Below are 19,822 nucleotides of genomic sequence, written 5' to 3'. Positions count from 1 at the left end.
CCAGCGTAGGGCGGTTCGCCGAGCCGTGCGGGGTACTGGCAGGTCCTGTCACGCCGAGCCCGGCAGGGGTTCTGTTGAACGCATGGAACAGAGGGTTCTCGGTACGACCGGCATCACGGTCAGTTCGTTCGCACTCGGCGCGATGACGTTCGGCAGCTTCGCCATCGCCGACCACGACGAGTCGATTCGCATGATCCACACCGCGCTCGACGCGGGCGTCAACTTCGTCGACACGGCGGACATCTACTCGCAGGGCGAGTCGGAGGAGATCGTCGGCAAGGCGATCAAGGGCCGCCGCGACGACGTGGTGCTCGCGACGAAGTTCGGCCTCCCCATGGGCGACGACCCCAACACGCGCGGCGGCGCCGCCCGCTGGGTCAAGCGGGCGGTCGAGGACAGCCTGCGCCGCCTGGACGTCGACCACATCGATCTCTATCAAATGCACCGCCCCGACCAGCACACCGATCTCGACGACACGCTCGCGGCACTCACCGACCTGGTGCGCGCCGGCAAGATCAGGACCATCGGCTCGTCCGCCTTCCCCGCGAGCGAGATCGTGGAGGCCCAGTGGGTGGCCGAGAAGCGCGGCCACCAGCGCTTCCGCACCGAGCAGCCGCAGTACTCGCTGCTGAACCGGGGCATCGAGGCCGACGTGCTGCCAGCCGTGCAACGGCACGGGATGGGCGTACTGACCTGGAGCCCGCTGGCCGGTGGCTGGCTGTCCGGCCGGGCCGACCCGACCGCGGGCAGCGCCACGCGCGCGTCGTGGGGCGGCACCTACGACATGTCCGATCCCGCCAACCAGGCGAAGCTCGCCGCCGTCGAACAGTTCTCGAAGCTCGCGGCCGAGGCCGGCGTCTCGCTGCCGACGCTGGCGACGGCGTTCGTGCTCGCCCACCCCGCGGTGACTTCGGTGATCATGGGCGTGAGCAAGCCGCACCACCTGACCGACCTGCTCGCGAGCGCGGACTTCCGGCTGACCGGGGAGATGCTCGACCGGATCGACGAGATCGTCCCGGCCGGCACGAACGTGCGGCAGAACGACGCGTTCATCCTGACGCCGGTGATTCAGGACAAGCGGTTGCGCCGCCGCTGATGCAGGCTGTGTGGCATGGCCACACCTCCTGTGATCTCGGTGATGCTGATCGTTCCGGACGCCGACGCGGCCGTTGCCTGGTACCAGGCCGCGTTGGGCGCCACGGAGCTGTGGAACCTCGGCGGCGTCGCCGGTCTCGAGATCGGCGGCGCGCCGTTCTTCGTCCACGAGGTCAATCCCGACAACCCCGCGGAGTCCAGTCCCGGCGGCGTCACCAGCGTCCGGGTCGAGCTGTTCACCGACGACCCCGACGGCGTCATCGCCCAGGCGGTGGCCGCGGGAGCCGCTGGTTCCGCGGTCGTGAGTCACGAGGTGCCCTGGGGCACCCATCGGCAGGGCGGCTTCACGGATCCGTTCGGCCACAAGTGGTCCGTGGGCGACCGGTCACCCCTGGGCTGACTGCAGCGGCCACACCTCGACGACTCCGTGCGCCACCGCGCACGGAGTCCCAGCCACCATCCGCACGGCCTCCTCCACGGACTCCGCCTCGATGATCGCGAACCCCGCGATCGGCAGGTCGGACTTGAGGAACGCGCCGTCCTCGACGGTCGTGCCGGTGTTGTCGGGATTGCGCACCTGGATCGGTGCACCGGCGATCCCCATCTCGACCCCGGCCTTGCGCAGACGTTCGTCGTGCGCGTGCGCCTCGTCGCGCACGGCCGGTGCCGTTCGGTCATAGTCCGCACGCTCTCCGTAGCCGATCGTCACGAACTTCATCGTGGAACCTCCTCGATTCGGACTTCCTCCTCCATACCGACTTCCGGGCCGCCCGAAACTCATCGGTGCGTTCATCGACTGTTCACCTCGCGGTTGCGACCACCCACCCCGGCACGGCGTCGAAGTGACGAAAGATCTGTTCTCTGACAGGGCTTTTCGTAGAGGTGGACAGTGAAGAGAACGCTCGGCATCGGTCTTGCGGTCGTGTTGCTCGTGGGTGTCGTGACGGCCATCGTCCTGGGACAGGGCGGCGGCGAACCGGCCCGGCTCCAGACCGTGCGCGGGGTGATCGGCTCGGAGAAGCTCGCCTTCTTCGCCGACCAGCGGGTCAAGGACGTGTTCGCGAAGCACGGACTCAAGGTCGAGGTGGATCCGGCCGGGTCGCGCCAGATCGCGACGGCCACCGACCTGGACTCGTACGACTTCGCGTTTCCTTCTTCGGCGCCCGCCGCCGAGAAGATCCAGCGCGATCGCAAGGCAGCGCGGACGTACGCACCGTTCTCGTCGCCGATGGTGGTCGCCACGTTCGACCCGATCGTCGACCTGCTGACGACGGCCGGCGTGGTGAAGCCCGGGCCGGGCTACCGGACGTTCGACGTGCAGGCCTATCTCGAGCTCGCGGCCAAGGGCACGCGCTGGGACCAGTTGCCGGGCAACACCTCCTATCCCGCGCGCAAGAACCTGCTGGTCACCACGACCGATCCGCGTGACTCGAACTCGGCGGCGATGTACCTGGCGATCACGTCGTTCGTCGCCAACGGCGGGGTCGTGTCGTCGCAGGACGCCGAGGCCAAGGTGGTGCCGGCGGTGTCGAAGCTGTTCCTGGACCAGGGATATACGCAGAGCAGCAGCGAGGGACCGTTCGAGGACTACCTGTCTGTGGGCATGGGCAAGACGCCGCTGGTGCTGGCGTACGAGGCGCAGTTCGTGGACAGGGTGGTGCGGGGCGACTCGTCGATCCGGCCGGACATGAAGCTGCTCTACCCGGCGCCGACCGTGCTGTCGAAGCACACGCTCGTGCCGTTGCGCGAGAACGGTGATCGCGTCGGGCAGCTGCTGCAGAGCGACGCCGAACTGGGGAAGCTCGCGGCGACGTTCGGGTTCCGCACCGCCGATCCCAGGCACTTCAACGACATCGTCAAGGAGAAGAGCCTGACCGTGCCTCAGACGATCGTGGACGTGGTCGAACCGCCCGCGCACGAGACGCTGGAGCGGATGCTCGAAGCGATCGCGAAGCAGTACTGACATGGCCGATTTCGTTCTGACGCCACCGGATCCCGTCGAACCCGTGCCGGTCGACCGCGCGGCCGGGCTGATCCCCGTCGCCGACGAGACCAAGGTCGAACTGTCGTCGCGCGCTGAGGACTTCGTCTCGGCGCTGGGCGCCGTCGACCCGCAGTCACCGGACTTCAGCCGCATCGCCGACGAGGCACTGGTGCTGGGCGAGGCGGAGATGCGGCTGGCGGCGCAGATCGCGGGCCGGCTGCTCGACCGCACGCTCGCGTCCGTCTCGTCGCCACACGGCGCCCAGGTCTCGACGAGCCTGGTGGAGCTGCGGCGTTCGGTGCGCGAACTCGACCCGCAGGACCTCACCAAGCTGACCGGCCGCAAGATCCTCGGGTTCATCCCCGGCGGCAACTCGGCCCGCGGTCTGCTGGCCCGGCTGCGCGCGGCCGACGAGCCGCTCAACCGCATCGTGCTGAAGCTGCGGTCCGGCCAGGACGCGCTGAAGCGCGACAACGCCGCCATCAAGGGCGAGCGGCAGCGGTTGTGGGACCTGATGACCAAGCTGTCCCAGGACGCCGCTCTCGCCGCCGAGATGGACGAGGCGGTGCAGCGCCAGGTCTCGATCCTCGACCTGGCGGAAACCGGCCGCGCCCAGGCGTTGCGCGCCGACGTGCTCTTCGGGCTGCAGCAACGGCATCAGGACCTGCTGACCCAGCTCGCCGTGTGCGCGCAGGGGTACCTGGCGCTGGACGTGGTGCGCCGCAACAACGACGAGCTGATCAAGGGCATCGAACGGGCGGTCAGCACGACCGTCACGGCGTTGCGGATCGGCGTGGCGGTGGCGGCGGCACTGGCCGGGCAGCGCGAGGTGATCGACCAGGTCGACGCCGTACGCGGGCTCACCGACTCGATCCTGCGCTCGAACGCGACGCTGATGTCCTTGCAGGGCGAGGAGATCCAGCGCATCGCCTCGACCCCGGCCGTCGGCATCGAGGCGGTGCGGACCTCGTTCGACCAGATCTACGCGGCGATCGACGCCATCGACACGTTCAAGGCCCGCGCGGCCGACTCCCTGTCCAGCACGGTCTCCGCGCTGGACACCGAGATCCGGCGCGCCCACGACCACCTGAGCCGCGTGCGCGGCGCTGAGGAGTCAGCATGATCCGCCGTCTCATCCCCGCGGTCGCCGTCGTGGCGCTGCTGGCGGGATGTTCCGACGCAGCCGACCCGGTCAAACCCGTCGGCGACGCCACCCCCGGCACCCTTCGCGTCCTCGCGGGCAGCGAACTCGCCGACCTCCAGCCGATCCTCGACGAGGCCGCTCGTGCCACAGGCATCAGCGTCAAGTTCAGCTTCACCGGCACCATCGAGGGCGCCGAGAAGGTCGCGAGCGGCGCCGCCGAACAGGGCTTCGACGCCGTCTGGTTCTCCTCCAACCGCTACCTCGAACTCGTGCCGGAGGCCCAGAAGCGGCTCGGCACGCCGACCAAGGTCATGTCCTCCCCCGTCGTGCTGGGCCTGCCCGCCGCGAAGGTCAAGGAACTGGGCTGGGACGGCAAGCGCGTCGGCTGGGCGGAGATCGCCGCTGCCGCCGGGGCCCAGAAGTTCAACTACGGCATGACCGATCCGTCCGCGTCCAACTCCGGGTTCTCGGCGCTGGTCGGGGTCGCGGCGGCGTTGTCCGGGTCGGGTTCCGCGCTGGACGCGGCGAAGATCGACGCGGTCGCGCCGCAGCTCAAGCAGTTCTTCTCGGCCCAGACGCTGTCGGCGGGCTCGTCCGGCTGGCTGTCGGAGGCCTACCAGCGCCGGGCCAGGGGCGAGGATCCCGGGGCCAAAGTGGACGGTCTGATCAACTACGAGTCGGTGCTGCTGTCGTCGCCCGACCCGTTGACGCTGGTCTACCCGAGCGACGGCGTGGTGACGGCGGACTACCCGCTCACGCTGCTCACGTCGGCGTCCTCGGAAGCACGTGAGGCGCACCAGAAGCTCTCCGACCACCTGAGGAGCGCGGACGTCCAGCGCAGGATCATGGGCACCACGCACCGCCGCCCGGCCGTGCCGCAGGTGCAGCCCGACGCGAAGTTCACCGTTCGGGACCTGGTCGAACTGCCCTTCCCGGGCAGCCAGTCCGCTGTGGACGGTCTGATCACCACGTACTTCGACCAGCTGCGCCGCCCGTCGCGCACGCTCTACGTGCTCGACACGTCCGGCTCGATGCAGGGCGACCGCATCGACGGACTGCGCCAGGCGCTGGTGGGCCTGACCGGGGCCGACGAGTCGCTCGCCGGCAAGTTCAGCCGGTTCCACGGCCGCGAGCAGGTGACGTTGCTGCCGTTCAGCAGCAGCGCGCGGCCCGCGTTGAAGTACGAGGTGCCGCAGGACGACCCGCGCCCGATCCTCGACCAGATCCGCAACACCGCCACGTCGCTCAACGCGGCCGGTGGCACCGCGATCTACAGCAGCCTGCGCAGCGGCTACGACGTGTTGCGCCAGCAGATCGACGCCGACCCAGACCGGTTCACGTCGATCGTGCTGATGACCGACGGCGAGAACACCGGCAGCGAGGACGTCACCGACTTCCAGCTGTTCCACCAGGGTTTGCCGCAGAACCTGAAGGGCATCCCGATCTTCCCGGTGCTGTTCGGCGAGAGCGCCACGGCCGAGATGGAACAGGTGGCGAAGATGAGCGGCGGCAAGGTGTTCGACGCCCGCAGCCGTTCGCTGTCGTCCGCTTTCAAGGAGATCCGTGGCTATCAGTAGACATCTCGCCTCCTGGAAGAACCTCGCCGGCTGCACCGGCGGGCTGATCGGCCTCGGCCTGCACTTCGCCGGACTGGCCGGCGCCTACTGGGTGCTGGTCGTGATCGGCCTGTACGGCGTGGGAGCCCTGGCCGCACCACCCGAGCGCGTCACGCTGGTGACCGACCCGGTGGAGGAGGCCGGCGCGCTGCGGTCCGAACTGGACGCACTGGTCGAACGGGTGCGGGGATTCCGGGTGCCGGACGAGGTCGCGCCGAGGTTTGCGGCGATCGCCGAGGTCCTGCGCGGCATGCTGGACCGCCCGCGTGAGCTGCGCGCCGACCCGGACGCCCTGCACGCCGTCACCAGGCTCGTCGGCACCGACCTGCCGCTGTCCGTGCAGACCTACCTGAACCTGCCGTGGTGGTACGCCGCCGCACGTGGCTCGGGCACGGAACTGGTGCGGCAGCTGGACCTGCTGCACGCCGACGCCGTCCGCACCGCGGAACGGTTCCACGCGGCCGACGCGCAACGGCAGGCCGACCACACCCGCTACCTCGAAGATCGCGGGTAGCCTCGGATCCATGCGGTACGTGCGGATTTTCGCGGACGAGAACGGCAAATCGGCCTTCGAGGACGTCGTGGTGCAAGGCACACCAACGGTCACGGTCGCGGGCGTGCCACCACTTCTCGTCTCAGGCCCGTTTCCCGCGAGCTCGATGCTGGTCGTCGAACAACCGGCCGGCGGCACACCGGAGTGGGAGCTGCACGTGGCGCCGCGCAGGCAGTGGCTGATCGTGCTGACCGGCCGAGCCGCCGTCACGGTGTCGGACGGCGAACGGCGCGAGTTCGGCGCGGGCGCGCTGCTGTCCTTTGAGGACACCGAGGGCGAAGGTCACCTCTCCACCCCGCTCACCGACGACCTGTCGTACGCGATGTTCCCGCATCAGCCCGCGTAGCCCAGCGCGGCGGACAGATCCCGGGCCGCACCGGCGACGATCCGCCCCAGCTTGTCGAGCTGCGCGCCGATCCGTTCCTTGGGCGCCGACACGTTCAACGCCGCCACGACCCGTGACGTGAAGTCGTACACCGGCGCCGAAGCCGCGACCACGCCCCGTTCCAGTTCCTCGTCCGAGGTCGCGTAACCGCGCTCCCGCACCCGCCGCAGCTCGGCGACCAGCGCGTCCAGGTCGGTGATCGAGTTCGGCCGCGGCGACGGCTGCTCCAGCACCGCGAACGTCGAGTCGGCCCGCTCCCCCGCCTCCAGCACGCCCTCGTCGTGGCCGTGCTCGGCGTACCAGACACCGAGCGACCCGGCGTCCCAGTCGCTGAGCAACGCCCGCCCGGACGGCGTCCGCCACGCCGCCGTCGTCACGCCCTCCCAGCCGGTGGTGTGGAAGCGGTTCGGGCTCAGTTCGCTCAGCAACGTCAGCACGTTTCCGCCGCGCAGCACGCACAGGTGCGCCGTCTCGCGGGTCACCTGCGCCAGGTGCTTCAGGTGCCCGCGCGCGTTCCACGCCAACGCGCCCTCGGCGGTCCGTGCGGCCAACGCGTACAGCCGCGACCCCAGCCGGTAGGCCTGCGAGTCCGGGTCGCGGTCGACGAGCCCGCTCTCGCCCAGCGTCGCGAGGGTGCGCGACACGACGGTCTTGTCCCGGCCGACGAGGGTCGCGATCCGGACGACGCCGAGGCCGCCGGCCTGCACGGCTTCCGGCCGGCCGAGCACCTCCAGCACTTCGATGTCCCGGGCGAGGCCTGCGGAGTTGCGTCGAGATCCCTGCATGGCGGGGCACTCTACGAGGGGCGTTGCCATATTGCCAACACGTGTTGTGCATAAGACCACGCCAAATCTACCGTTCCCGGCCATCGGCACCGACGCCGAAAGGAGGCCCCGTGTCCGGTTCTCTCGACGTGTTCCTGGCCCGCCGCTGGGAAGACCTCGTCACGCTGACGCTGCAACACCTCGCCGTGGTGGCCCTGAGTCTCGCCATCGCCACTCTCCTCGGCGTTCTGATCGGACTTCTGGTGTGGGACAAGAACGTCCCGCGCACCGCGGCGCTCACCGCCGCCGGTATCGCCATCACCATCCCGTCGCTGGCACTGCTCGCGCTGCTGAGTCCCGTGCTCGGGCTCGGATGGGCGCCCACGGTGGTGTCGCTGGTCTTCTACTCGCTGCTGCCGATCGTGCGGAACACCGTGGTCGGCCTGCGGGAGGTGCCCGCACACCTCATCGAGTCGGCCAGGGGCATGGGCATGACCCCGGCGAAGACCCTCATCAGCATCCAGCTGCCGCTCGCCTGGCCGGTCATCGTCACCGGCATCCGGGTCGCGGCGCAGCTCACCGTCGGCATCGCGGCGATCGCGGCCTACGTCGCCGGTCCCGGTCTCGGCCTCTACATCTTCAAGGGCCTGTCCTCGCTCGGCTCGGTCAACGCGCTGAACTTCACGCTGACCGGCACGGTCTGCGTCGTGCTGCTGGCCCTGCTCCTCGACGGCGCCTTCGTCCTCATCGCCCGCTACAGCACTTCTAGGGGTCTCCGTGTCTGAGCCTGGAGTCGGCATCGAACTGAGCCACGTCACCAAGCTGTACGCGGGCCAGCACCAGGCGGCCGTCGAGGACTTCTCGCTGTCGGTCCACCCCGGCGAGCTCGTGATGTTCGTCGGCCCGTCCGGCTGCGGCAAGACAACGACGATGAAGATGATCAACCGGATCATCGAGCCGTCGTCGGGGTCGATCACGATCGACGGCCAGGACGTGCTCTCGTTGGACCCCAACGAACTGCGTCGCCACATCGGGTACGTGATCCAGCAGATCGGCCTGTTCCCGCACATGACGATCGCGGAGAACATCGCCACCGTGCCGAAACTCCTCGGCTGGTCTCGCGAGCGCACGAACGACCGCGTCGACGAGCTGCTGCGGACCGTCCAGCTCGACCCCGCGGTGTTCGCCCACCGCTACCCCAAGCAGCTTTCGGGCGGCCAGCAGCAACGCGTCGGCGTGGCGAGGGCGTTGGCAGCGGACCCGCCGGTGATGCTGATGGACGAACCGTTCGGCGCCACCGACCCGATCACCCGGCAGAAGCTGCAGGCCGAGTTCCTCAAGCTGCAGGCCGACATCGGCAAGACGATCATCTTCGTCACGCACGACTTCGACGAGGCCGTCCGGCTCGGCGACCGGATCGCGGTGCTGAGCGAACGCAGCCAGATCGAGCAGTTCGACACACCCGCGAACATCCTCGCCAACCCCGCCAACGACTACGTGTCGAGCTTCATCGGCCACGGCGCGGGCCTGATGCGACTGGCGTTGATCCCGATCGCCGACGTGGAACTCGACGCGCCGGACGCGACCTCGCCGGCCGTCGACGCCGACGCGTCGTTGAGGGACGCGCTGGACCTGCTGGTGGTCACCGGTGCCGAGCGGGTGAACGTGTCCGGAGGCGGCGGGTCCCTGACCCACGCGAGGATCTCGGCCGCGCTGAACAAGGCCAGGCAACCGGTGGAGGCGTCATGACCGTCCACACCGGACGTGCTCCCCGACTGGCGCTCAAGCGTTTCGCCACGCCGATCGCGGTCGTGGTCGTGCTGGCCGTCCTGTTCCTCTGGCTCGGCACGCTCTCCCTGGACTCGATCGAGCAGCGCACGCTCAACACGAGCTACCTGCTCGAACGGACGCAGGAACACCTCGTCCTCACCGTGGTCTCGTCCGCTCTGGTCGCGCTTCTCGCCATCCCGGCGGGAATCGCCGCCTACCGGGTCCGGTCAAAGGCAATCAGGGCGTTCGTGATCGGACTGGGCAACATCGGCCAGGCGACGCCCGCGGTCGGTGTGGTGATCCTGCTGGCGATCGTGTGGCGGACGGGCTTCTACACCGCCCTGATCTCGCTGGTCGCCTACTGCTTCCTGCCCGTGCTGCGCAACACCCTGACCGGCCTCGAACAGGTCGACCACGCCACCCGCGAGGCCGCCAGGGGCATGGGCATGACCCCGCGCCAGGTCCTGTGGCGCATCGAGCTCCCGCTGGCCTCACCGGTGATCCTGGCCGGGCTGCGGACCGCTCTCGTGTTCTCCGTCGGTGTCGCGACCATCGCGACGTTCATCAACGCAGGCGGCCTCGGCGACATGATCGTCAACGGCCTGAAGCTCCAGCGCTACCCCGTGATCGTCGTCGGCGCCGTGCTCGTCGCCGCGATCGCCGTCCTCATCGACTGGGCAGCCGGTCTCGTCGAGGACCTCGTCCGCCCTCGCGGTCTCTAATTCGCCTTCCTCCACAAAGGACCCTCCATGTACAAGCGCGCCCTCGTCGGCGTGCTGGCCCTCGGGCTGGCCGCCTGTTCGAGCTCCCCGTCCGCCGACACCGCCGCGAAGACCAGTGATCTCGCGGGCCTGTCCGGCCAGATCGGCTCGAAGGACTTCGCCGAGCAGTACATCCTCGCCCACCTGACCACCAAGCTGCTCAACGCCCACGGCGCGACGCTGGAGGCCAACACGAAGCTGGTCGGCTCGGCGAACGTGCGGCAGGCGTTGGAGAACAAGCAGTTCGTGGGCTACTGGGAGTACACCGGCACGTCCTGGATCACCTACAACAAGCAGACGCAGCCGATCAAGACCGAGCAGGAGCAGTTCGACGCGGTGAAGAAGGCCGACGAGGCCAAGAACATCGCGTGGGTCGCGCCCGCGCCGTTCAACAACACCTACACCTTCGCGATCCGCAACGAGAAGGCGAAGGAACTGAACGTCACGAAGATGAGCGACCTCGCCAAGCTGCCCGCGAACGAGCGGACGTTCTGCATCGAGAGCGAGTTCTCCACCCGCGACGACGGCTGGCCCGGCGTCTCGAAGACCTACAGCTTCGACGCTCCCAAGGACAACGTGAAGCTGCTCGACACCGGCGTCATCTACACCGCCACCAAGGACGGCAAGGACTGCAACTTCGGCGAGGTGTTCGCCACCGACGGCCGCATCGCCGCGCTCGGGCTGACCGTGCTGCAGGACGACAAGGCGTTCTTCCCGATCTACCAGGGCGGCTTCACATTGCAGGCCGACGTGCTCAAGAGCCACCCGAAGATCGCCGACGTGCTCAAGCCCATGGCGGACAAGCTGACCACCGAGGAGATGCAGAAGCTCAACGCCAAGGTCGACGTCGACGGTGACGAGCCGGACGAGGTCGCGCAGGAGTGGCTGACCGCGCAGGGGCTGATCTGATGCAGATCGGGGAGAGCTTCGTCGGCGAGGGCGTCAACGCCGCCCACATCAACACGGTGCTCGGTCATCGCGACGGACCGGCCGGCACCGCGTGGGCAACCGCCCTGGCCACGCCCTCAGCGGGGCACGTCCCGTTCGTCGCGGTCCTGCGGCCTTCGTTGCCGGTCAAGCCGATGACGTTGTTCGTCACCAAGGCCGCGCCCGCGAACGACGACCACGGGTTGCTGATCTGGGGCCCCGCGCAGGCCGGCGTCGCGGCGGGGGTCGCCGACGCGGTGGCCGACGGCAGCATCCCGGAACCGGACACCTCGACGCACGTGCTGATCGCGGCGGTCTGGGTCAATCCCGGCGCCGACGACGCGGACACCGTGTACCGCAACAACCGTGAGGCCACTCGGACAGCACTTGCCAACGGCGCCAAGGACCTGCCGACGATCGACGCGGTGCTCGCCGCGAAGGACACCCCGAGCAACCCCTTCTACACGCCCGAGGAGAGAGCGTGACGACCGTCGGTTTCATCGGCCTGGGCAGCATGGGGTCCGGCATGACCCGCAACCTGCAGAAGGCCGGATTCTCCCTGGTGGTCAACGACATCCGCCGCGAGTCGGCGGACGAGCTGGTCGCCGGCGGCGCCAAGTGGGCGGACACGCCCGCCGAGGTCGCCGCGGACAGCGACCTGGTGATCACCATGCTGCCCACGCCCAAGCACGTGCACGAGGTCATGAACGGTCCGGCGGGTGTGCTCGCCGGCATGGTTCCGAGCGGCACGTGGATCGACATGTCCACGTCGGTGCCCGAGGTGGCCGACGAGATCCGCAAGAAGAACCCGGGCCTGCACGTGCTGGACGCGCCGGTCAGCGGCATGTCCGTGGGCGCCGCGAACGGCACGTTGCAGATCTTCGTCGGCGGCGACCTCGATGACGTGAACCGCCTCCGACCTGTGTTTGACGCCATGGGAGACCGGGAACGCATCCTGCACGTCGGCGCGCACGGCGCGGGCTACACGGTGAAGCTGATGCTGAACCAGCTGTGGTTCTCGCACCTGGTCGCGACGGCCGAGGTGCTGTCGATCGGCGTGAAGGCGGGTGTCGAGCTGGGTGTGCTGCGCAACGCGCTCGTCAACAGCCCTGCCCGGAGCAACTTCGTGGAGAACGACGTGCTGTCCGTGCTGGACCACGGAGACTACGACGAGGGCTTCGCGATCGCGCTGGCCTGCAAGGACCTCGGCCTGTCCACGGATCTCGCGGCGTCCGTCGGAGTGCCCGCCGAACTGTCCGCGCTCGTCGAGCAGATCTTCCGCCGCGCCCGCGCCAGCTACGGCGACCGGGCGGGCGAGATGACCCCGATGAAGCTCTACGAGGACCTCATCGGGGTCGACCTGAGGCTGTGAGGGGACCCGCCATGCTCACCAAGTTGTACATCGACGGCAAGTGGCTCGACTCGAGCGACGGCCGCACGTTCGAGGTGCTGGATCCGTCCACGGAGGAGGTTCTGGCGCAGGTAGCCGAAGCCACGCCTCGGGACGGCCTGAAGGCACTCGACGCCGCCGTCGCCGCCCAGGCCGCGTGGGGGAAGACCGCGCCGCGTGCACGGGCCGAGATCCTGCGCAAGGCCTTCGAACTGGTGACCGCGCGGACCGAGGAGTTCGCGCGGCTCATCACCTCGGAGATGGGCAAGCCGCTGGCCGAGTCACGGGCCGAGGTGGCCTACGGCGCGGAGTTCCTGCGGTGGTTCTCGGAGGAGGCACCGCGCATCTCCGGCCGGTTCACGACCGCACCGGACGGCAAGAACAGGCTCGTGACGGTGAAACGGCCGGTCGGACCCTGCCTGTTCGTGACGCCGTGGAACTTCCCGCTGGCCATGGCCACCCGCAAGATCGCCCCGGCGATCGCGGCCGGTTGCACGATGGTGCTCAAGCCCGCCGAGCTCACGCCGCTGACCGCGTTGCTGTTCGCCGAGGTGCTGACCGACGCCGGACTCCCCGCGGGCGTGCTCAACGTGGTCACCACGACCGATCCGGGCGCGGTCACCGGCCCGCTGCTCACCGATCCGCGGCTGCGCAAGCTGTCGTTCACCGGGTCGACCGCGGTCGGCAAGAAGCTGATCGCGCAGTCCGCCGACCAGGTGCTGCGGGTCTCGATGGAACTGGGCGGCAACGCGCCGTTCCTCGTCTTCGAGGACGCCGACGTCGACGCGGCCGCCGATGGAGCGGTGCTGGCCAAGCTGCGCAACGGCGGCGAGGCCTGCGTGGCGGCGAACCGGTTCCTGGTGCATTCCTCGGTGGCCGCGGAGTTCACGGCGAAGCTGGCCGACCGCATGAAGGACTACCCGCTCGGCCCGCTGGTCGACGCCAAGACCCGCGCGAAGGTCACCGAACTGGTCGACGACGCCCTGGACCAGGGCGCGCAACTGGCGCTCGGCGGTGTCGCGTTGGAGGGCAAGGGTTTCTTCTACGAGGCGACCGTGCTCACCGACGTGCCGGCCGACGCCCGCCTGCTGAAGGAGGAGATCTTCGGACCGGTCGCGCCGATCGTCACCTTCGAGACCGAGGAGGAAGCGGTCCGGCTCGCCAACGCCACCGAGTACGGCCTGGTGTGCTTCGCCTACACCCGTGACCTCAACCGGGGACTGCGGCTCGCGGAGTCGCTGGAGACCGGAATGCTCGGCCTCAACACGGGAATCGTGTCGAACCCCGCCGCTCCGTTCGGCGGCGTCAAGCACTCGGGCATCGGCCGTGAAGGCGGCGCCGAGGGCATCGAGGAGTACCTCGAGACCACGTACGTCGCGGTATCCGATCCGTTCGGGAGCATCTGATGGACTTCGGGTTGGACCTGTTCTCCCTCAAGGGGAAGAACGCGATCGTCACCGGCGGCAACACGGGGCTGGGCCAGGCGTTCGCGCTCGGCCTGGCCGCCGCCGGGGCCGACGTGTTCGTGCCCAGCCTGGTGTCCGACGACGGCGAGACGCAGAAACTCGTCGAGGCGCAAGGACAGCGGTTCGGCGAGATGACCGCCGACATCACGGCGCCGGGCGCGTGCGCGTCCGTTGTGGACGCGTGCTTCGAGCAGTTCGGCTCCGTCGACATCGTCGTCAACTCGGCCGGCATCAGCCTGCTCGACGACGTGGAGAACTTCGACCGCGCCAAGTGGGACCCGATGATCGCCGTCAACCTGACCGCGGCCTTCGAACTGGCCCACGAGGCGACCAGGTACATGATCCCCCAGCGGTCCGGGAAGATCATCAACATCGCGTCGCTGTTCTCGTTCCTGGGCGGCCGCCAGTCCCCCGCCTACGCCGCGACCAAGCACGGCATCGCCGGGTTCACCAAGGCCTACTGCGACGAGCTGGCACAGCACAACATCCAGGTCAACGCGCTGGCGCCGGGCTACTTCGCCACGAAGATCACCGAGGCCACCCGGTCGGATCCCGAGACCAACCAGCGCGTGATCGACCACATCCCGGCCGGTCGCTGGGGCGATCCGAGCGACCTCATGGGCGCACTGGTGTTCCTCGCCTGCCGCGCCTCCGACTACGTCAACGGCCACACGCTGGTGGTCGACGGCGGATACCTCGTTCGCTGACTCTCTGAAGGCAGAGCCATGTTTCCTGCACCGCCGCCCTCCGTTCCCTCCGCCTCCGACCTGAGCCGCGAGCAGATCGTCGTCGGCCTGACCGAGCTTCTCGGCTCCGCGAAGGTCTCCACCGACGAGCACGAACTGCGGGACGCGAGCGTCGACAGGTTCCGCAAGTACACCTCCGTGCACGGCATCTTCACCGGACCGATCCCGGCCGCGATCGTCAAGCCGGGGTCCACTGAAGAGGTCAGCAAGGTGCTCGCGTTCGCCAACGAGCACCAGATCAACGTCGTGCCTCGCACCGGCCGAACCGCGACCGAGGGCGGATTGGAGACGTTGGTGGAGAACACCATCGTCCTCGACGGCTCCACAATGAACGCCATCGTCCGGATCGACCCGGTCAACATGATGGTCACCGCGCAGTGCGGCGTTCCGTTGCAGCAACTGGAGGACGGACTGCGCGAACGAGGCCTGACGACCGGTCACTCGCCGCAGTCCAAGCCGCTCGCGCAGATGGGCGGCCTCGTCGCGACCCGGTCGATCGGCCAGTTCTCCACGCTGTACGGCGGGATCGAGGACATGGTGGTGGGCCTGGAGGCGGTGTTCCCGGACGGCACGGTCACCCGGATCAAGAACGTCCCGCGCCGCGCGGCGGGCCCGGACATCCGGCACGTCGTGATCGGCAACGAAGGCGCGCTGTGCGTGATCACCGAGGTCACCGTGAAGCTGTTCCGCCACCAGCCGGAGCACAACCACTACTTCGGCTTCCTCACCGACGACTTCGGTGACGCCGTCGAGCGGCTGCGGACGTTGATCACCGACGGCTACCGGCCGTCAGTGTGCCGCGTCTACTCGCCCGAGGACGCGAACCAGCACTTCAGCCACTTCTCGGACAACAAGAACGTGGTCGTGCTCGTCGCGGAAGGCCCGGAAGGCATCGCGCGGGCGACCGCCGAGGCGATCGAGAAGACGTTCGCGGGCACCGAGGCCGTCGACCCCAAGCTGATCGTCGAGTGGTTCGACAACCTCAACTGGGGCCAGGACAAGATCGACGCCGAGAAGCGCGCCATGCTGGAGACGCAGCACCTCGGCTACACCACCGAGGTCTCGGTCGACTGGTCGAACGTCACGCCGCTCTACGACGCGATCATGAACCGGGTGCGGACCGAGTTCCCCCGCTTCGCCGACCTCACGATGCTCGGCGCGCACTCGTCGCACAGCTACCAGACCGGCACGAACCTCTACTTCGTCTACGACTACGACATCACCTGCGAACCCGAGCAGGAGATCACCGAGTACCACATCCCGCTCAACGCGATCATCGTCGAGGAGTCGTTGCGGCTGGGCGGTTCCATGGTGCACCACCACGGCATCGGCAAGTACCGCACGCCGTGGACGCGCGAGGAGCACGGCAGCGCCTACCACCTGCTGGAGGTGCTCAAGCGCGGGTTCGACCCGAACGGGATCATGAACGCCGGCACGATCTTCCCGGTGTCATGAGCTACCTGATCGCGATCGACAACGGCTCGCAGAGCACGAAGGTGTCGATCGTCGACGAGGTCGGCCGGGTGCACGCCTCCGCCCAGCGCCCGCTGCGGCCGTACGAGCACCCGCGGCCGGGCCAGGTCGTGCACCCGGACGACGACGTGTGGGACTCGATCGCCGAGGCCTGCGCCGAGGCGATGCAACGGTTCACCGGCACACCGGGCGAGATCGCGGGCGTCGGCCTGTGCACGATCCGGTTCTGCCGAGCGCTGCTGCAAGCCGACGGGACGCTGGCGGAGCCGTTGCTGAGCTGGATGGACGACCGGCTCGGGCAACGACAATGGGACGACGAGGCGATCCGGTACGTCACAACCTCCTCGGGGTACGTGACGCTCCGGCTCACCGGCGAGCGCCGCGACACCGCGGGCAACTACGAGGGCATGTGGCCGATCGACCACGAGACTTGGCGCTGGCCGGATTCATCACCGTCCTATGCGGACACCGGAATGCGCCGCGAGCAGCTGTTCGACCTCGTTGACCCCGGCGCATTGCTCGGGACCGTCACCGAGGAGGCCTCCGAGGCGACCGGCCTACCCGCCGGACTGCCGGTGTACGCGACCTCGAACGACAAGGCCGTCGAAGCGCTGGGCAGCGGGCTCGGCGACGAACTGCTGGTGTCGCTCGGCACCTACATCGCCGCGATGACCACCGGAGATCGGCACACCGTCGATCCGGAGGGCCGCTTCTGGTCGAACTTCGGCTCTGTGCCGAGCAAATACCTGTACGAGAGCAACGGAATCCGGCGCGGCATGTGGACGGTGAGCTGGTACCGGCAGCTGGTCGACTCCGACCTCGGCGAGCTGGAGACCGGTGCGGCGAACGTCGAACCAGGCTGCGGCGGCCTGATGACGGTCCTCGACTGGCTGGCACCCGGCGACCACCCGTACCGGCGCGGCGCACTCCTCGGGTTCGACGGCACCCAGGGCCGCCACCACGTGTACCGGTCGATCCTGGAAGGCATCGCGCTGACCATGAACCGGCACAGCACGGCGATGGCGCAGGCGTTGGGGCGTGAGTTCCCCGAGCTGATCGTGTCCGGCGGCGGGTCGCGGTCCGACCTGATGATGCAGATCTTCGCGGACGTGTTCGGACGGCCGGTGCGGCGCACGAAGATGAGCGACGCCGCCGGTCTGGGCGCCGCGATCTGCGCGGCGGTCGGCAGCGGCGTGCACCCGGACTGGGACAGCGCGGTCAAGGCGATGGTCACCACGGCCGACGTCTTCACGCCCTCCGACGTCGAGTCGTACGAGCAGATCGCGCGGGACCACGCCCGCATCACGGAGTACACCGATCCGCTGTTCGCATCAATGCACCTCTAAATGCGTGTTGACCGCGTACGTGCCGGTCACCGTCCTCCGCTAGGTTTCCCCAGTCCTGGCTGAAGAAGTGCATTCGAGGGTGAAGCGGTGCTGGTGCCGGAGTCGGCGTTCGAACGGGCGGAACTGGGCTCTGGGCAGCTCGTCGCGGTCAACCGGCCGCCGGGCGCCGAACGGACGCAGTACCTGGTCCAGGCCGTGGAGCAGGCCCAGGCGCAGGGGCTGGCCGTCGTCTGGACGACCTGCCGCGCGGACGCCCCGGCGTACTGGCCGTGGCACGCGATCCTCGCCGGCCTGGGCGGCGACGCGGCCGCGCTGGACGCCGAACCCGACGTGTGCGCGCAGAAGGTCGTCGACGTCCTCAAGCGCACGCCCGCGTTGATCCTGATGGACGACGTCGACCTGGCGGGCGAGGAAGCGTTCCAGCTGACGCAGCTCGTGGCCGGAACCGTCCACCAGCTGCCCGTCGTCATCGTTGTCACCTCCACCGGCACGACCGCGCTGGACGACGCGGTCCGGCTCGTCGAACGGGCGCACGCCGTGCTGGCCAGGGGCCGGATCACCGAGGCACGGGACCTGCTCGACCAGGCTGCCCGCGACGGTGACCCCGAGGCGGCGCTGGGCCTGCCGGGCATGTGGGTCAACAAGTTCCGCGGCCGAGCCGACCGCGCACTCGCGATCGCCCGGCTGCGCGAGGCCGTCGCCGCGCAACCGTCCGAACCACTGCGCACCCGCCTGGTCACCAGGCTCGCGGCCGAGCACGCCTACGACCGGCGCGAGACCGAGTGCGTGCTGGAAGCGTTGGAGCAGGCCAGGAACACCGGCGACCAGCTGACCCTGGCCGAGGCCCTGTCGTTGGCACATCACGCGTTGTGGTCCCCGGAGCACACGGCCTTCCGGCTGGCGCTGGCCGACGAACTGATCTCCGTGGCGTCGGCGGCGGGCCTGGACCTGTTGGCGCTCAGCGGTCTGTGCCGGCGCACGATGGACCTGTTCTGCCTGGGCGACCCGCACGCGGAACGCTCGCAGGTCGAGCTGGCCCGGCGGGCGTCCGGCTATCCGGCGCTGTTGTTCTTCCACGCCGCGATGGACGTCATGCGGACGATCCGGGCCGGTCGGTTCGCGGAGGCCGAGCAGAAGTCCCTGGCCTGCCTGCGACTCGGGCTCGAGGCGGGCGACGTGGACGCGGAAACTTTCCACAGCACGCACCTGTTCGCGATCCGCTGGTTGCAGGGCCGCGGCGGCGAACTGGTCGACCTGGCCGAGCAGGTGACGCACTCCCCCACGTTGCCGGACCTGGAGTTCAGCTTCGAGGCCGCGCTCGCGTTGCTGGCACTCGAAGCGGGCCAACGGGATCGCGCGCGGTCGGCGTTGCACCGGCTGACGATCAACGGACTCACCGCGGTCCCGTTGTCCAGCACCTGGATCACGTGCCTGTTCTGCGTGGTGCACGTGGCCGCGGCGCTGGGCGAGGCGGACATCGCCCGCGAGGCCTACCGGTTGCTCGAACCGTTCGCGCCGCTGCCCGTCGTGCCGGCCACGGCGATCGTCTGCTTCGGCTCGACCGAACTGCTGCTGGGCATCGCCGCCACGACGTTCGGCGAGCCCGCGCTCGCCACCGAACACCTGGAACGCGCTGTCACCACCAACATCCGGCTCGGCAACCTGCCGATGACCGCCTACGCCCGCGCCACGCTGGCCCAGACCGTCGGCGGCGAACGCGGCAGGGCGCTGTTCGACGTCGCCATCAACGACGCGAACGCGATCGGCATGACCGCCCGCGCCGCGATGTGGGCGCAGGCCCGCGACGGGCTGTCCGGCCGGATCACGATCCGCAAGGAGAACGCGTGGTGGATCGTCTCCCACCACGGCAGGGAAACCCGCGTCGAGGACCTGGTGGGCATGCGCTACCTCGCGCGGCTCGTGGCCGATCCGGGCGTCGAGATCGCCGCGCTGGAACTCGTCGGCGGGCAGGACAGCGGCAACCAGCCGGTGCTCGATCCCGTGGCCCGCGCCGCGTATCTCACGCGCATCCGCGACCTGCGCGCGCAACTCGACGACCACCCGACGCCGCGAGCCGAGGCCGAACTGGAGGCGTTGCTCAGCCACCTCGAACGCGAGACCGGCATGGGCGGTCGCGGCCGGAACTTCGCGGGCCCGGCCGAACGCGCCAGAACCGCCGTGCGCAAGGCGATCCGCCGCGCCATCGACACGATCGCGGCGACCGAGCCGTCGACGGCGGACGCGTTGCGCGAGGCCGTGACCACGGGCTATCACTGCTCGTACCAGCCCGGCTGATCTTGACCACCACGCGGCAACCGGTTGGCCACCGCGGATCCGCAGACTTTCGCGGCAAGGGGAGAACAGGTTCTTCGGGGGGAGAACCGGATCGTGGCTCGCACCCC

At 69.1% G+C, this 19,822-nt stretch carries 20 protein-coding genes; 18 read left to right on the top strand and 2 right to left on the bottom strand.

The window, feature by feature from the left end:
- Nucleotides 1-82 precede the first annotated feature (82 nt).
- Complete coding sequence (locus ACH413_RS20430; protein ID WP_360035812.1) at nucleotides 83-1,096, top strand: aldo/keto reductase; 1,014 nt, start codon at nucleotides 83-85, stop codon at nucleotides 1,094-1,096.
- A gap of 15 nt (nucleotides 1,097-1,111) precedes the next feature.
- Nucleotides 1,112-1,495, top strand: coding sequence for a VOC family protein (locus tag ACH413_RS20425; RefSeq protein ID WP_360035815.1), 384 nt, complete (start codon nucleotides 1,112-1,114; stop codon nucleotides 1,493-1,495).
- Here the strand turns inward: ACH413_RS20425 and ACH413_RS20420 are convergent.
- Nucleotides 1,481-1,813 carry a YciI family protein gene (locus ACH413_RS20420; protein WP_360035818.1) on the bottom strand — a complete coding sequence of 111 codons (333 nt, stop codon included), beginning with the start codon at nucleotides 1,811-1,813 and terminating at the stop codon, nucleotides 1,481-1,483. The genes ACH413_RS20425 and ACH413_RS20420 overlap by 15 nt on opposite strands.
- Nucleotides 1,814-1,984: 171 nt before the next feature.
- Here ACH413_RS20420 and ACH413_RS20415 point away from each other — a divergent pair, with 171 nt between their 5' ends.
- The 5 genes from ACH413_RS20415 to ACH413_RS20395 are packed head-to-tail and all read left to right on the top strand — an operon-like array spanning nucleotide 1,985 to nucleotide 6,738.
- Nucleotides 1,985-3,058: a hypothetical protein gene (locus ACH413_RS20415; RefSeq protein ID WP_360035821.1), complete on the top strand. Its 1,074-nt coding sequence runs from the start codon at nucleotides 1,985-1,987 to the stop codon at nucleotides 3,056-3,058.
- A 1-nt stretch (nucleotide 3,059) separates the two neighbouring features.
- Nucleotides 3,060-4,202, top strand: a complete 1,143-nt coding sequence (locus ACH413_RS20410; protein ID WP_360035824.1) for a toxic anion resistance protein — start codon at nucleotides 3,060-3,062, stop codon at nucleotides 4,200-4,202.
- Entirely contained in the window at nucleotides 4,199-5,800 is a 1,602-nt protein-coding gene (locus ACH413_RS20405) for a VWA domain-containing protein (protein WP_360035827.1), read from the top strand. The genes ACH413_RS20410 and ACH413_RS20405 overlap by 4 nt, the downstream gene beginning before the upstream one ends.
- Nucleotides 5,787-6,353: a hypothetical protein gene (locus ACH413_RS20400; protein WP_360035830.1), complete on the top strand. Its 567-nt coding sequence runs from the start codon at nucleotides 5,787-5,789 to the stop codon at nucleotides 6,351-6,353. The genes ACH413_RS20405 and ACH413_RS20400 overlap by 14 nt, the downstream gene beginning before the upstream one ends.
- Before the next feature lie 10 nt (nucleotides 6,354-6,363).
- Complete coding sequence (locus ACH413_RS20395; RefSeq protein WP_360035833.1) at nucleotides 6,364-6,738, top strand: hypothetical protein; 375 nt, start codon at nucleotides 6,364-6,366, stop codon at nucleotides 6,736-6,738.
- Here ACH413_RS20395 and ACH413_RS20390 read toward each other — a convergent pair.
- Nucleotides 6,726-7,562, bottom strand: a complete 837-nt coding sequence (locus tag ACH413_RS20390) for an IclR family transcriptional regulator (RefSeq protein WP_360035836.1) — start codon at nucleotides 7,560-7,562, stop codon at nucleotides 6,726-6,728. The genes ACH413_RS20395 and ACH413_RS20390 overlap by 13 nt on opposite strands.
- A gap of 110 nt (nucleotides 7,563-7,672) precedes the next feature.
- Here ACH413_RS20390 and ACH413_RS20385 point away from each other — a divergent pair, with 110 nt between their 5' ends.
- From ACH413_RS20385 to ACH413_RS20335, 11 genes are all read left to right on the top strand, one after another.
- Nucleotides 7,673-8,326 carry an ABC transporter permease gene (locus tag ACH413_RS20385; protein ID WP_360035839.1) on the top strand — a complete coding sequence of 218 codons (654 nt, stop codon included), beginning with the start codon at nucleotides 7,673-7,675 and terminating at the stop codon, nucleotides 8,324-8,326.
- Nucleotides 8,319-9,290, top strand: coding sequence for an ABC transporter ATP-binding protein (locus ACH413_RS20380; RefSeq protein WP_360035841.1), 972 nt, complete (start codon nucleotides 8,319-8,321; stop codon nucleotides 9,288-9,290). The genes ACH413_RS20385 and ACH413_RS20380 overlap by 8 nt, the downstream gene beginning before the upstream one ends.
- The gene (locus ACH413_RS20375; protein WP_360035844.1) at nucleotides 9,287-10,033 is read left to right on the top strand and encodes an ABC transporter permease; all 747 of its coding nucleotides are present in this window, start codon (nucleotides 9,287-9,289) and stop codon (nucleotides 10,031-10,033) included. The genes ACH413_RS20380 and ACH413_RS20375 overlap by 4 nt, the downstream gene beginning before the upstream one ends.
- Before the next feature lie 27 nt (nucleotides 10,034-10,060).
- Complete coding sequence (locus tag ACH413_RS20370; RefSeq protein ID WP_360035847.1) at nucleotides 10,061-10,981, top strand: glycine betaine ABC transporter substrate-binding protein; 921 nt, start codon at nucleotides 10,061-10,063, stop codon at nucleotides 10,979-10,981.
- Nucleotides 10,981-11,484 (top strand): formaldehyde-activating enzyme, encoded by a 504-nt coding sequence (fae, locus tag ACH413_RS20365; RefSeq protein WP_360035850.1) that lies wholly within the window; start codon nucleotides 10,981-10,983, stop codon nucleotides 11,482-11,484. The genes ACH413_RS20370 and fae overlap by 1 nt, the downstream gene beginning before the upstream one ends.
- A complete protein-coding gene (locus tag ACH413_RS20360) occupies nucleotides 11,481-12,371 on the top strand; it encodes an NAD(P)-dependent oxidoreductase (RefSeq protein WP_360035852.1) in 891 nt (296 codons plus the stop codon). Before fae ends, ACH413_RS20360 begins: the two co-directional genes overlap by 4 nt.
- 11 nt (nucleotides 12,372-12,382) lie before the next feature.
- The gene (locus ACH413_RS20355) at nucleotides 12,383-13,795 is read left to right on the top strand and encodes an NAD-dependent succinate-semialdehyde dehydrogenase (RefSeq protein WP_360035855.1); all 1,413 of its coding nucleotides are present in this window, start codon (nucleotides 12,383-12,385) and stop codon (nucleotides 13,793-13,795) included.
- Nucleotides 13,795-14,562 (top strand): SDR family oxidoreductase, encoded by a 768-nt coding sequence (locus ACH413_RS20350; protein WP_360035858.1) that lies wholly within the window; start codon nucleotides 13,795-13,797, stop codon nucleotides 14,560-14,562. Before ACH413_RS20355 ends, ACH413_RS20350 begins: the two co-directional genes overlap by 1 nt.
- Nucleotides 14,563-14,580: 18 nt before the next feature.
- Nucleotides 14,581-16,056, top strand: coding sequence for an FAD-binding oxidoreductase (locus tag ACH413_RS20345; protein ID WP_360035860.1), 1,476 nt, complete (start codon nucleotides 14,581-14,583; stop codon nucleotides 16,054-16,056).
- Complete coding sequence (locus ACH413_RS20340; RefSeq protein ID WP_360035863.1) at nucleotides 16,053-17,420, top strand: FGGY-family carbohydrate kinase; 1,368 nt, start codon at nucleotides 16,053-16,055, stop codon at nucleotides 17,418-17,420. Before ACH413_RS20345 ends, ACH413_RS20340 begins: the two co-directional genes overlap by 4 nt.
- 87 nt (nucleotides 17,421-17,507) lie before the next feature.
- The gene (locus tag ACH413_RS20335; protein ID WP_360035866.1) at nucleotides 17,508-19,715 is read left to right on the top strand and encodes a hypothetical protein; all 2,208 of its coding nucleotides are present in this window, start codon (nucleotides 17,508-17,510) and stop codon (nucleotides 19,713-19,715) included.
- Nucleotides 19,716-19,822 lie beyond the last annotated feature (107 nt).

This window comes from Lentzea sp. NPDC020367 (assembly GCF_044387305.1).
In the GTDB taxonomy this organism is placed as follows: Bacteria; Actinomycetota; Actinomycetes; order Mycobacteriales; family Pseudonocardiaceae; genus Lentzea.
The sequence above is the reverse complement of the archived record's forward strand: the minus strand, read 5'-3'. Positions and strand labels throughout refer to the sequence as shown.

Coding starts and splice junctions, on each gene's coding strand:
- ACH413_RS20405 (WP_360035827.1), top strand. CDS start 4,199: ATGATCCGCCGTCTCATCCCCGCGGTCGCCGTCGTGGCGCTGCTGGCG.
- ACH413_RS20390 (WP_360035836.1), bottom strand. CDS start 7,562: ATGCAGGGATCTCGACGCAACTCCGCAGGCCTCGCCCGGGACATCGAA.
- ACH413_RS20370 (WP_360035847.1), top strand. CDS start 10,061: ATGTACAAGCGCGCCCTCGTCGGCGTGCTGGCCCTCGGGCTGGCCGCC.
- ACH413_RS20410 (WP_360035824.1), top strand. CDS start 3,060: ATGGCCGATTTCGTTCTGACGCCACCGGATCCCGTCGAACCCGTGCCG.
- ACH413_RS20395 (WP_360035833.1), top strand. CDS start 6,364: ATGCGGTACGTGCGGATTTTCGCGGACGAGAACGGCAAATCGGCCTTC.
- fae (WP_360035850.1), top strand. CDS start 10,981: ATGCAGATCGGGGAGAGCTTCGTCGGCGAGGGCGTCAACGCCGCCCAC.
- ACH413_RS20355 (WP_360035855.1), top strand. CDS start 12,383: ATGCTCACCAAGTTGTACATCGACGGCAAGTGGCTCGACTCGAGCGAC.
- ACH413_RS20375 (WP_360035844.1), top strand. CDS start 9,287: ATGACCGTCCACACCGGACGTGCTCCCCGACTGGCGCTCAAGCGTTTC.
- ACH413_RS20430 (WP_360035812.1), top strand. CDS start 83: ATGGAACAGAGGGTTCTCGGTACGACCGGCATCACGGTCAGTTCGTTC.
- ACH413_RS20425 (WP_360035815.1), top strand. CDS start 1,112: ATGGCCACACCTCCTGTGATCTCGGTGATGCTGATCGTTCCGGACGCC.
- ACH413_RS20340 (WP_360035863.1), top strand. CDS start 16,053: ATGAGCTACCTGATCGCGATCGACAACGGCTCGCAGAGCACGAAGGTG.
- ACH413_RS20420 (WP_360035818.1), bottom strand. CDS start 1,813: ATGAAGTTCGTGACGATCGGCTACGGAGAGCGTGCGGACTATGACCGA.
- ACH413_RS20350 (WP_360035858.1), top strand. CDS start 13,795: ATGGACTTCGGGTTGGACCTGTTCTCCCTCAAGGGGAAGAACGCGATC.
- ACH413_RS20345 (WP_360035860.1), top strand. CDS start 14,581: ATGTTTCCTGCACCGCCGCCCTCCGTTCCCTCCGCCTCCGACCTGAGC.